Below are 12,251 nucleotides of genomic sequence, written 5' to 3'. Positions count from 1 at the left end.
GACACATGCGGAACACGCAGCGCCCCAGCCCGCCCACCGGCGTCAAGCGGCGGTTGCTCCGCGCGCCCGTCACGCTGTACCGATGGCACCTCGGCGGCCTGCTCGGGCACCGGTTCCTGCTCCTGGAGCACGTCGGACGCCGCAGCGGCAAGACCCGCCAGGTGGTGCTCGAGGTGGTCGATCACGACGACGCCTCCGACAGTTGGGTCGTCGCGGCGGGCTATGGAACGGCGTCGGACTGGTACCGGAACCTGACCGCGCATCCCCGCGCCCGGGTACAGGTGGGCCGCCGCAGATCCGAGGTGGAGGCCGACTTCCTGGGCACCGAGGAGGGCGGCGACCTCATGGCGTACTACGGCAGCGTGCACCCCAGGATCGGCGTCCGCCTGTGCAAGAGCATGGGCTTCGACGTCGACGGCACCCCGGAGGATTTCCGTGAGGCGGGCCGTCACATCCACTTCGTCAGGTTGCGTCCCGTACGCGCTTGATGGTTCCGGGCACTTCGGACGCCTATGCTGTGGCCCGCACACCCGTGCACCCTGACTCGGATCGTCCGGCACGTTCCTGCCGGTGAAGGGATCGTTCCACCATGGCTTCGGTGACGTTCGACAAGACCACGTGCCTGTTCCCGGGCGCGACGACCCCCGCGGTCGACAAGCTGGACCTGCATATCGAGGACGGCGAGTTCCTCGTGCTCGTCGGCCCGTCGGGCTGCGGCAAATCCACGTCGCTGCGCATGCTCGCGGGCCTCGAGGAGGTGTACGACGGGCGCATCCTCATCGGCGACCGCGACGTCACCGGCCAGGAGCCCAAGGAGCGCGACATCGCGATGGTCTTCCAGAACTACGCGCTGTACCCGCACATGTCGGTCGCGGAGAACATGGGCTTCGCGCTCAAGCTCGCCAAGACGCCCAAGGACGAGATCAAGCGCCGCGTGCAGGAGGCGGCCAAGATGCTCGACCTCGAGCCGTACCTCGATCGCAAGCCCAAGGCATTGTCCGGCGGCCAGCGGCAGCGCGTCGCGATGGGCCGCGCGATCGTCCGCAGCCCGCAGGTGTTCCTCATGGACGAGCCGCTGTCGAACCTCGACGCCAAGCTCCGGGTGCAGACCCGCACCCAGATCGCGCAGCTGCAGCGCCGGCTCGGCACCACCACCGTATACGTCACGCACGACCAGGTCGAGGCCATGACGATGGGCGACCGGGTCGCGGTCCTCAAGGACGGCGTCCTGCAGCAGTGCGCGCCGCCGCGCGAGCTCTACGCCCGCCCGGTCAACCGGTTCGTCGCCGGGTTCATGGGCTCGCCGTCGATGAACATGCTGACCCTGCCGGTCACCGACGGCGGTATCGCGCTCGGCGACGCGGTGATTCCGGTTTCCCGTGAAACCATCGCCGAGATTCCGGAGGGGCAGGTCGTGCTCGGCATCCGTCCCGAGCATCTCGAACCGGCGCCCGGGGAGACCGGTATCTCGCTGGACGTCGACGTCGTCGAGGAGCTGGGTTCCGACGCCTACGTGTACGGACGCACCGGTGTCGGTGGCGCCGGCGAGCACCAGCTGGTCGCGCGCACCGACTGGCGTAACCCGCCGCGACGCGGCGAGCGGGTGAACCTGCACGTCGACCCGTCCGAGGTGCATCTGTTCTCGGTGACCGACGGCCGCCGGATCGGGTGAACTCGACCGGTCCAGTCCGGGGGTAATGCCCGAAACCAGCCGTCTTTCATGCCAGAGTAGGCGGCGACATATGCCTCGACACGGGTGTTGCGCACGATCGCGGTGCAGCTGAACGGTGTCGGATACGTCTATCGGAAAGGTGGACCATGCGTTCTTTCAACACGCGCTCGCGGGTTGCTATCGCGGCCTCGGCGGTCGCGATGCTGGCACTCGCCGGCTGCTCGAGCGACGACAGTGGCAGCGCCAGCGCTGGCGACGCCGTCAACCAGAACCTCGACGGCCGCGGTGCGATCTCGTTCGCGATGGGCAAGAACGACACCGACAAGCTGCAGCCGGTGATCGACAAGTGGAACGCGGCTCACCCGGACGAGAAGGTGTCCCTCAAGGAGCTGCCGGGCGAGGCCGACGACCAGCGCAACAAGCTCGAGCAGTCGCTGCAGGCGGGTAACGCCGACTACGACGTCATGGCCCTCGACGTCGTGTGGACCGCGGGCTTCGCCGCGAACGGCTGGCTGCAGCCGCTCGAGGGTGGACTCGCGATCGACACCGCGCCGCTGCTGCCCGCGACCGTCGAGTCCGCGACCTACCGCGGCACGCTGTACGCGGCCCCGCAGAACACCAATGCGCAGCTGCTGTACTACCGCACCGACCTGATGCCGACGGCTCCCGCGGACTGGAAGGCGCTCACCGACAGCTGCCAGATCGCCAAGGACAAGGGCGTTCAGGACTGCATGGTCACCCAGCTCAAGCAGTACGAGGGCCTGACCGCCAACACCACGCAGTTCATCAACTCGTGGGGCGGCTCGGTCGTCGGCGCCGACGGCAGCACCCCCGAGGTCACGTCGCCGGAGGCCAAGGCCGGCATGCAGGCCATGGTCGACGCCTACCAGGCCGGCCAGATCGCCAAGCGTTCGACGGGCTTCACCGAGGAGGAGACCGCGCTCGCGTTCGTCGGTGGCGAGTCGATGTACGCCTACAACTGGCCGTACATGTGGGACAACGCCCAGAAGGACGGCTCGAAGGTGAAGGGCAACGTCGCCGTCGCCCCGATCGTCGGCCCGAACGGCGCCGGCGCATCGACCGTCGGTGGCTACAACAACGGCATCAACGTCTTCTCGAAGAACAAGGCGACCGCGCGTGACTTCATCGCGTTCGTCCAGAACGACGAGAACCAGATGTCGTTCGCGGACGCGGCCTTCCCGCCGGTCCTGAAGTCGGTGTACGACGACGCGGCCCTGCAGGCGAAGTACCCGTACCTGCCGGCGCTGAAGGCTGCTCTCGAGTCGGCGAAGCCGCGCCCGGTCACGCCGTACTACACCGCGATCTCGAAGGCCATCCAGGACAACGCGAGCGCGGCCCTCAACGGCAAGGTGACGGTCGATCAGGCGGCGACCGACATGGCCTCGGCCATCACCAACGCGGCCAAGTAGTCACCGCACACACGAGAGATCAGGTAACGCACGATGGCTGACTCTGCTGAGCTGAGGCGAGCAGACGAGGCCCGCGCCGTGGTCGGGGTCGACGATCCCGACCACGGCGGTCGCGCTTCCGGGCCCGAGCCCGGGACGGCGCGCACGGGTCACGACGACGAACCGCGGGTGGTCGCTGCGCGCAAGAAGCGCGACTTCCGCCCGATCTGGCTGATCGCCCCGACGATGGTGATCCTGGCCGTCGTCATCGTGTATCCGGTGTTGCGCGCCGTCTACCTGTCCTTCCAGGCGAACAAGGGCATCGATCCCGACACCGGCCGCTTCACCGAGGGCGGGTTCGCCGGATTCAAGCACTACCTGCAGTGGCTGGTGCAGGACTGCGGCGGCGGCGCGGGAACGTGTCCGCCCGGCACCCTCGCGCACGACTTCTGGTCCGCTGCGGGTGTCACGATCTTCTTCGCCGTCGTCACGGTCGCGATCGAGGTGCTCCTCGGTCTGTGGATGGCGACGGTGATGGGCAAGACCTTCTGGGGCCGGTCCCTGCTCCGCGCGAGCGTGCTGATCCCGTGGGCGATCCCGACGGCGGTCACCGCGAAGCTGTGGTTCTTCATCTTCGCCGAGAACGGCATCGCCAACAAGATGCTCGGCACCTCGATCGCGTGGACCACCGACCCGTGGGCGTCGCGGTTCGCGGTCATCATCGCGGACGTGTGGAAGACGACGCCGTTCATGGCTTTGCTCATCCTCGCGGGCCTGCAGATGATTCCGCAGGACGTCTACGAGGCGGCCAAGGTCGACGGCGCCAGCGCGTGGCAGCGGTTCACCCGGATCACGTTGCCGCTGGTGAAGCCGGCTCTCATGGTCGCGGTACTTTTCCGCACCCTCGACGTGCTGCGGATGTACGACCTGCCCGCCATCCTGTCCGGCACGTCCGGCGCGACGCCGAACACGACGCTGTCGATCCTGGTGATGGCCGACATTCGGCAGGGCAACTTCCAGAGCGCGTCGGCGTTGTCGACATTGATCTTCCTGCTGATCTTCGCGGTCGCGTTCGTGATGGTGAAGTTCCTCGGCGCCAATGCCGTGCGCACCCAGGACGAGCAGCGGAAGGGAGCTGATCGCTGATGGGCCGCCACCGCAAGCCCGACGAACTCGACGACCCCGCGACGACGCCCACGTCGTCGGTGCCGACGGCGACGGCCGTCGCGCCCCCGCCGGAGCCGGAGGCCGTCCCCAGGCCGCGCCGGCGCACCGACCGCGGCAAGGTGGCCCGGACCTATCTGGGTGTCGCGATCATCCTGATCTGGGGTCTGGCGCCGTTCTACTGGATGGTCGTCACCGCGTTCCGACAGGTCGATCACACCTTCGACACCACGCCGTGGCCCACCTACGTCACGCTCGACAACTTCCGCGCCGCGCTGTCGACCGACAAGGGCAACGACTTCCTCGGTGCGATCGTCAACAGCCTCGTCATCGGTGTCGTCACGACGGCCGTCGGACTGTTGCTCGGCGTGTTCGCGTCGTACGCGCTCGCCCGCATCGAGTTCCGCGGCAAGTACATCGTCACCGGCATCATCCTGGGCGCGTCGATGTTCCCGACGGTCGCGCTCATGACGCCGCTGTTCCAGCTGTTCGGCGACTTCGGCTGGATCGGCCAGTACCAGGCGCTCATCATCCCGAACATCTCGTTCGTGCTGCCGCTGACCATCTACACGCTGACGTCGTTCCTGTCCGATCTGCCGTGGGAACTCGAGGAGGCCGCCCGGATCGACGGCGCCAGCCGGTTCCAGGCCTTCCGCCTGGTGATTCTCCCGCTGGCCGCGCCCGCGCTGTTCACCACCGCGATCCTCGCGTTCATCGCGACGTGGAACGAGTTCATGCTCGCGAGCCTGCTGTCGACGGAGAAGACCGAGCCGGTCACCGTCGCGATCGCCCGGTTCGCCGGCGCCAATTCGTGGGAGCAGCCGTACGCGGCGATCATGGCGGCCGGCACGATCGTCACGATCCCGCTGGTGATCATGGTGCTGCTGTTCCAGCGCCGCATCGTCTCGGGCCTCACCGCGGGCGGCGTGAAGAGCTGACATGCCGTCGGGCAAACCGTCGCGGGGACGCCAGTCGCTGGAGATGCTGATCGGCATTCTCGGGTTCTTCACGTTCATGGCGTTCCTCGCCGCGGTCGTCCCCATCGTCCGCGGTGAGCCGTCGGCGACGGCGTCGCTGATCCTGCTCGGCTGCGTCGCGGTACTCGCCGGCGCGCTCGTCTTCCATCGACGCATCTGACCCCTCGCCTCCCTCCTCCCCCCCGATCGCGCCCCTCCGTCCCCGTCCCCCTCCCCGCGTTTTGCGCACTTATCGCGCGGAATTCGCTCCGGAACTCGCGACAAGTGCGCAAAACGCGAGGGGCGAGTGGGACGTCGGGTATGCCGGGTCCGTCCTCGCACCTCGACCAATCACATACTCTCGTGACCTCGAGGTGCGACGATCGGAGGACGACCGGATCCGACCCACCCCCGGTGCGAGGGCGCGGCCGGATCGCCGATTTCGGACCGGAAGTAGTGCGCGTGAATTCCACGAGCAACCCGACACCCGAGAAGCCCGAGCGGCGACCAGCGCCGCGATCCCGCCGTCGTACGGTGCTGCGTATCGCCGCCGCCGTCGTGATCGTTCCGTTGATCCTGTTCGGCGTCGCGTACGTGCTGGCGGACGTACCGAGCCCGTCGGAGATGCGTCCGGCGCAGGTGGCGACGATCCTCGCGTCCGACGGCACCAGTGTCGTCGCGAAGGTGGTGCCGCCGGAGGGCAACCGGACGGAGGTGCCGCTCGACGCGGTGCCCGGGTACGTCCGCAACGCTGTCCTCTCGGCGGAGGACCGCAACTTCTACTCCAACCCCGGATACTCGATCTCGGGCTTCCTGCGGGCCGGCCGCGACAACGTCCTGGGCCGGGAGAGCGCGGGCGGCGGGTCGACGATCACGCAGCAGTACGTGAAGAACGCTCTGGTCGGCACGGATCGCAACGTGGTCCGCAAGGCGCGGGAGCTGGTGGTGTCGGCGAAGATGGCCCGGCAGTGGTCCAAGGACGAGATCCTCGGCGCCTACCTCAACACCATCTATTTCGGCCGCAACGCGTACGGCATCGCGCAGGGCTCACGCGCGTTCTTCGACAAGCCGGTCGAGGAGTTGACGCTCGCGGAGGGCGCCGTGCTGGCCTCCGTGATCCAGAGTCCGTCGCTGCTCGACCCGGCGACCGACCCGGACGCGTTGCGTGAGCGCTGGAACTACGTGCTCGACGGCATGGTCGAGATGGGGGTCCTCGCGGCCACCGAACGGGCCGCCACCCAGTTCCCCGAGGTCCTGCCCGTCGCTCCCCCGAACCCCGACGACGTCGCCCCCGGTCCGGAGGGCCTGATCCGGACGCGGGTGGCCGCGGAACTCGAGGCGGCGGGGGTCAGCGAGCAGGATCTGAACACCGGCGGATTGCAGATCACCACGACGATCGACGCGAAGGCCCAGCAGGCGGCCGTCGAGGCCGTCGACCGCACCCTGAGCAAGCAGCCGGACCAGCTGCGGGCGTCGGTGGTGTCGATCGATCCGAGGTCGGGGGCGATCCGCGCCTACTACGGCGGTGCGGACGGCACCGGGTACGACTTCGCGCAGGCGCCGCTGCAGACCGGGTCGTCGTTCAAAGTGTTCGCGGCCATCGCGGCGCTGCAGGACAAGATCCCGCTCAGCGCGCAGTACAGCAGTGCCCCGCTCACGGTCGGCGGCCTCACCGTCGAGAACGTGGAGGGCGAGACGTGCGGAACGTGCAGCCTCGCCGAGGCCCTCAAACGTTCGCTGAACACCAGCTACTACCGGCTGACGCTGTCGATGGAGGACGGCGCGCGGAAGATCGCCGACTCCGCCCACCAGGCGGGCATCCCGAAGCAGATCCCGGGCCTCGAGCACGAGACGCTCACCCAGGCCGGTGGTCCACCCGAGACCGGAATCGTTCTGGGGCAGTATCAGACCCGGCCCATCGACATGGCGTCGGCGTATGCGACGCTCGCGGCGTCGGGCAGGTTCCACGAGCCGTATCTGGTGCAGAAAGTGGTGGACGCGGAGGGACGGGTGCTGCTCGATCGGGAACCGAACGACGGTGAGCAGCGGTTGGATCCGGCGATCGCCGATGCCGTCACGCAGGCGATGGTGCCGATCGCCGGGTACTCGCGTAACCACGGACTGGCCGGTGGACGGGCGTCGGCCGCCAAGACCGGAACCACGCAGTTGGGCGACACCGGCGAGAACAAGGACGCCTGGATGGTCGGTTTCACGCCGTCGCTGTCCACCGCGGTGTGGGTCGGGACCGCCGACGGAAAGGCCATCGAAACCAGTTGGGGCGGCGCGATCTACGGATCCGGGCTGCCCTCGGACATCTGGAAGGAGACGATGGACGGGGCCTTGAACGGCACGTCGAACGAGCAGTTCCAGAACACGCAGCCCGCGCCGCAGTCCGGGGGCCAGCAGAGTCGGGCACCGGCGACAGGGGGATCGACCACCAGCGAGCAGCAGTACTCGGAGTCGGCGCCGACCCGACAGCGTCCGGTGCAGACGCAGCAACAGGAGGCGCCCGCGTGGACGCCTCCCGTGCAGACCTATCCGCAGGCTCCGGTCCAGCAGGCGCCCGCCCCGCAACAGCAGACCGCACCCCAGGAACAGTGGAATGCGCCTGCGCCGCAACAACAGCAGCGGGAGCAGGCTCCCGCCCCCGTACCGCAGGCGCCTGCTCCCGCTCCCCCGGCACCGGCCCCCGCACCGGCGCCGGGGATTCAGATCCTCCCGGGGGTCACCATTCCCCTACCGGGCTGAATTCCACTCGACACGTTGACGATCGGTGATCGTCAGCCGGCGGCGACGAGTTCGTCGCCGTCCGTGGTCCGGCCCGTCATCGAGGCGGGAACCTCGACCTGGGCGATGTTGCGCGGCAGCAGGAAGGCGACCACTGCGCCGACGAGCGCGAAGACCGCGCCGATCCAGAAGGCCACCTGGAATCCGGCGTTGTCGTAGAAGACCGCGCCCTGCAGCGTCGCCTGGATCTCCGGCGGGAACTGGACGATGTGCGAGTTGTTCATCACCGCGAACGCGACCACCGGCAGGATCGCCGGGAACACCGACTGCGAGACACCGACCATCGAGGCGGAGCTGGCCTGCAGCTGCGGCGGCACGGCCTCGATCAGCAGGTTCGGGATCGACGCGTAGCCCATGCCCATGCCGAAACCGAAGATCGCACAGATGATCATGACGATGCCCTTGGCGTCGTGGGTCTGCGCGATCAGGGCGAATGCGACGGCGTTGAGCAGCAGGCCGGTCACCAGCAGGGGCCGCGGACGCATGTTGCGGCCGACCAGGATGCCGACGAGCAGACCACCGAGGACCACGGCGCCGCCGATCGGAACCTGGTACAGCGCGAAGCCCTCCGCGTCGACGCCGAAGCCGTAGCCCAGGCCGAACAGGGCCGGGGTCATGACCATCATCGGCAGCAGGATGGTGAACAGGCCCGACGACCCGTAGACCACGCCGGCGCTGATCGTGGTGAGCAGCACGGGACGCTTGCCGAGTACGTCGAGGTCGATGAGCGGTTCCGCGATCATCTTCGCGGACACCACCCAGCCGATCAGCAGCACGATGCCGCCGATGAGGTATGCGAGAGTGCCGCCGTCGGTCCAGCCCCACGAGGGACCGAAGCTCACCGCGATGAGGATGCCCGCGATGCCGCCGCCGAGCAGGATCGCGCCGACGAGGTCGATCCGCGAGCGCAGGCGCACGTTCGACTCGGGCGTCGTGAGCTGGATCAACCCGCCGAGCACGGCGAGGCAGATGACGAAGAACCAGAAGATGGAACGGAAGCCGTAGCCGTCGAGCAGCCAGCCCGTCAGGAACGGCGCGGCGATCGCGATCAGGCCCATGCCGCTGGTCGCGATGCTGACGGCGAGCGCAACGGTCTTCTTCGGGAAGACGTCCCGGATCAGCGAGTAGCTCAGGAACAGGGTCGGCACCATCAGGCCGGCCAGGCAGCGTCCGGCGATCATCATCGCGTACGACGACGCGATGGCCGACAGGAACGAGCCGAGGAGTGAAATACCGACGCAGGCCAGCAGCATCTTGCGCTTGCCGTACATGTCGGCGAGCTTGCCGATCAGCGGTGCCGCCATGGCGCCCACCAGCAGGAATGCGGTGAGCAGCCACGCGCCCTGAGTGGTTTGGTAGTGCATGGAGATGGCGGGCAGGGCCGTCGAGATCATCATGTAGCTGACGGCGAGTAGCTCGAGCAGAAGCACGATCGAGAGCAGTGAGAGGGCGAGCCGAGGGCTCCAGCCTTCCTCGGCGTTCCGACCCGAGGGGTCGGTGGGCGACGGCGCGGGGCCGCCGGTCGGGGTGGTGACCATTTCCGTGGAATCCTTTCAGACACCGATAAGCAACGGGACCAGATGTTTTCGGGTCCTGTGAGATCTCCGGAGATGGCGGGTGCGCAGGTTCCCGCCGTGGCACCTTCGGTCGGCCGACGGCGCTCTCACATCACACTGATCGCAAAAGCGTGACGCCAGTCACATGCCCGTTCAGTGGGACATTTGTGGCCGGAATCGGAGAGTTGCCCTACCCGGCGAATTCGGTTTTCTTGCAGGGCTATTGAGCGCCTGGGTGCCACAAGTGATTCCGCCTAGGCGGTTTGCCGGGATTGTCGAAAGGGTGTGGAACGTCAAACGCTCGACGCCGCAGTCGACGTCGAGCGTTTGATCGGTGACCGGAACGGCTGTCAGGGGCGCAGCCTGCGCACCGCCCACATCGAGGGAATGATCAACAGAAGTGAGAGCCCCAGTGCGAGGGACGCTTCGGTGACCTGGAATCGGCGGAACAGGCTGTCCGGGTGGTAGCGGACCTCGTAATGGTCGAGTCCCTGCGCTCGCTGACAGGCCTCGAACTCGCGGTCCTGTGTGGCGATCATCGTCGCCTCACGCGCCTCGTAGTCGGCCAAGGTCTCGTCCGGACGCTGACTCCACTCGAGGTTCTCGCCGATCTGGTTGCACTTGCGGTAGTCGAACTCGACGCGACGGCCCTGCGCGTCGACGTACCCCTCGCTCAACTGCCAGACCGATCCTTGGTCCGAGGTGTAGGCGACCCGGTACTGCGCATCGAGTGGCCGTGCCTCGACCACGGGGCTCGCGTAGTGCGGTCGCGCGCCGAACTGGAACCCGAGCATGAAGGCCGACACCGCGACGAGGGTCACGACCATCGAACCCAGGGTGTTGCGCAGCAGCAGGGCGGCGAGGCTGCCGAGGGCGAGCGCCAGCGCCGTGTAGGTGGCTGCGGTGAGCGCACCCGACTGGAAGAGGGGGAAGGTGAGACTGGAGTGCCCGCTCCAGGTGGCGCGCGACAGGTAGCCGTAGTGCCAGAGGGCATCGGCGGTGCGTGTCCACTCGAGCGCCGCCCCCAGGACGGCCATCGCGATCGAAACCGGAACGAACACGACGAGGAGCCGAGATCCGTACCAACGCGCGCGGCTCACCGACTGGGACAGGCCCAGGACATGGGTTCCGCGTTCGATGTCTCGGGAGAACACCGTGACACCGACGAGGACCCCGAGCGCGGCGGGCAGCAGTGCGGCCAGCACTCCGATCGAAACCAGGCTCGCCGCGACCAGCCACTCGAACGTGCTCTCGTCCACGTAGTCGGCCGTCACCGCGGACCGCTGTCCGGTGCGTTGCCGCACGATCGTCCCGCAGATCAGCGCGATCGCTGCCAGCGTCAGGATTCCCCCGACCGCGGCCAGGATCGTCGTCCGGAACTGCCGCCACGTAACCCAGATCATGCTGCCTCTTCGTCGGTCGTGGTCAGGTAGGCCAGGACGATGTCGTCGAGGTTCGGAGGCTCCGTGTGCCAGCCGTCGGAGACGGCGGGGCGCGGGCCTCGAACCAGGTGGGTGCGCTGGTGCGACTCGACGATCGCGCCGGTGCCGACGACGCCGTGCGGGTCACCGGCGCCGCGGAGCAGGTAATGCTCGTCGAGCAGGTCGTCGAGTGCGCCCGACAGGCGGACACGTCCGGCGCCGAGAATGATCAGCCGGTCGGCGATCTCGGCGACCTCGGACAGCACGTGCGACGACAGCACGATGGTGGTGCCCCGCTCGGCGGCGTCCTCCATCAGGGTGCGCACCACGGAGCGCCGCGCGACCGGGTCGAGTTCCGCGAGCGGCTCGTCGAGCAGGAGGACGTCGGGCCGTCGCCCGAGTGCCACCGCGAGGGCGACGCGGGCGCGATGGCCCGGAGACAGCGTCTTCACGCGCGCGGAGAGCGGGATCTGCGCCTCGGCCACCAGTCGCGAGGCGTAGTCACGGTCCCACGTGGTGTTGGTCTTCTCGCCGAACAGCAGTATGTCCGCGACGGAGAATCCTCGATACAGCGGCTTGTGCTGCGCGACGTAGGCGAGTCCGGGGCAGATTCCCCGCCGGTCGGGCCGGCGGCCGAGGACGGTCACCTCACCGGAGTCGGCCTCGAGCAGCCCGACCGCGATCGACATGAGCGTCGACTTGCCGGCGCCGTTGGCCCCGACGAGTGCGGTGATGCTGCCGCGCTCGACCTCGAACGAACAACCGTTCAACGCCTCCGTGCGGCGAAACCGCTTGTGTACGTCACGCATCGTCAGCGCTGCGGTCGTCGCCTCGCTCATCTGTCCACCTCTCCACCGAATTCGTTGTCCAATGCCGCCGCGACGAGCGCCTCGAGATCCGAGCGGTCCAGACCGGCCGCCGCGCCCTGGCGGGCCCAGTCGGCGAGTGCGGACTGCAGGGCGTCCCGCTCGGCCATGCCCGGCTTGGCCAGCGACTGGGTCACGAACGTCCCCAGGCCCGGCCGCGCCTCCACCAGTCCCTCGCTCTCGAGTTCCCGGTAGGCCTTGAGCACGGTGTTCGGGTTGACGGTCACGGCCCCGACCACCTCCTTCGCCGTGGGCAGCTGATCGCCGGTCTTCAGGTCGCCGAGGCGCAAAGCCTGTTTGACCTGCAGGACGAGCTGCACGTACGCGGGGATCCCGGAGCGACGGTTGATGTGGAACTCCACCATCGAATCTCCATTTCACTACAACATTAGTGGAATAGAGGTTGCATGCACGGGCCCA

Annotated in this window: 11 protein-coding genes; 7 read left to right on the top strand and 4 right to left on the bottom strand. The window is 68.1% G+C overall.

The features are described from left to right. Positions 1-5 precede the first annotated feature (5 nt). The 7 genes from C7H75_RS24010 to C7H75_RS23980 all read left to right on the top strand — a co-directional run bounded on the left by C7H75_RS24010 (position 6) and on the right by C7H75_RS23980 (position 7,949). The gene (locus C7H75_RS24010; RefSeq protein ID WP_037085875.1) at positions 6-488 is read left to right on the top strand and encodes a nitroreductase family deazaflavin-dependent oxidoreductase; all 483 of its coding nucleotides are present in this window, start codon (positions 6-8) and stop codon (positions 486-488) included. Between the two features lie 101 nt (positions 489-589). After that, the gene (locus tag C7H75_RS24005) at positions 590-1,672 is read left to right on the top strand and encodes an ABC transporter ATP-binding protein (protein ID WP_005516717.1); all 1,083 of its coding nucleotides are present in this window, start codon (positions 590-592) and stop codon (positions 1,670-1,672) included. 146 nt (positions 1,673-1,818) lie between these two features. Continuing rightward, the gene (locus C7H75_RS24000) at positions 1,819-3,102 is read left to right on the top strand and encodes an ABC transporter substrate-binding protein (protein ID WP_005516718.1); all 1,284 of its coding nucleotides are present in this window, start codon (positions 1,819-1,821) and stop codon (positions 3,100-3,102) included. Between the two features lie 33 nt (positions 3,103-3,135). After that, positions 3,136-4,227 carry a carbohydrate ABC transporter permease gene (locus C7H75_RS23995; RefSeq protein WP_005516719.1) on the top strand — a complete coding sequence of 364 codons (1,092 nt, stop codon included), beginning with the start codon at positions 3,136-3,138 and terminating at the stop codon, positions 4,225-4,227. Next, a complete protein-coding gene (locus C7H75_RS23990) occupies positions 4,227-5,183 on the top strand; it encodes a carbohydrate ABC transporter permease (protein ID WP_106851949.1) in 957 nt (318 codons plus the stop codon). The genes C7H75_RS23995 and C7H75_RS23990 overlap by 1 nt, the downstream gene beginning before the upstream one ends. Before the next feature lies 1 nt (position 5,184). Further along, positions 5,185-5,382 carry a hypothetical protein gene (locus C7H75_RS23985; RefSeq protein ID WP_041674487.1) on the top strand — a complete coding sequence of 66 codons (198 nt, stop codon included), beginning with the start codon at positions 5,185-5,187 and terminating at the stop codon, positions 5,380-5,382. 281 nt (positions 5,383-5,663) lie between these two features. Further along, entirely contained in the window at positions 5,664-7,949 is a 2,286-nt protein-coding gene (locus tag C7H75_RS23980) for a transglycosylase domain-containing protein (RefSeq protein WP_041674874.1), read from the top strand. A gap of 32 nt (positions 7,950-7,981) precedes the next feature. Here C7H75_RS23980 and C7H75_RS23975 read toward each other — a convergent pair whose 3' ends face one another. The 4 genes from C7H75_RS23975 to C7H75_RS23960 form a co-directional block, all read right to left on the bottom strand. Beyond that, on the bottom strand, positions 7,982-9,526 hold the full coding sequence (locus C7H75_RS23975) for an MFS transporter (protein WP_106851948.1): 1,545 nt from the start codon (positions 9,524-9,526) through the stop codon (positions 7,982-7,984). 368 nt (positions 9,527-9,894) lie between these two features. Continuing rightward, the gene (locus C7H75_RS23970) at positions 9,895-10,947 is read right to left on the bottom strand and encodes an ABC-2 membrane transporter-related protein (protein ID WP_106851947.1); all 1,053 of its coding nucleotides are present in this window, start codon (positions 10,945-10,947) and stop codon (positions 9,895-9,897) included. Next, positions 10,944-11,804 carry an ABC transporter ATP-binding protein gene (locus tag C7H75_RS23965; RefSeq protein WP_005516725.1) on the bottom strand — a complete coding sequence of 287 codons (861 nt, stop codon included), beginning with the start codon at positions 11,802-11,804 and terminating at the stop codon, positions 10,944-10,946. Before C7H75_RS23965 ends, C7H75_RS23970 begins: the two co-directional genes overlap by 4 nt. Then, positions 11,801-12,196, bottom strand: a complete 396-nt coding sequence (locus C7H75_RS23960; RefSeq protein WP_013417646.1) for a GntR family transcriptional regulator — start codon at positions 12,194-12,196, stop codon at positions 11,801-11,803. Before C7H75_RS23960 ends, C7H75_RS23965 begins: the two co-directional genes overlap by 4 nt. Positions 12,197-12,251: the final 55 nt, after the last annotated feature.

The organism is Rhodococcus (subgen. Prescottella) equi, assembly GCF_003013675.1.
GTDB classification, from domain to species: Bacteria; Actinomycetota; Actinomycetes; order Mycobacteriales; family Mycobacteriaceae; genus Prescottella; species Prescottella equi.
This window is presented reverse-complemented; position numbering and strand designations above follow the sequence as displayed.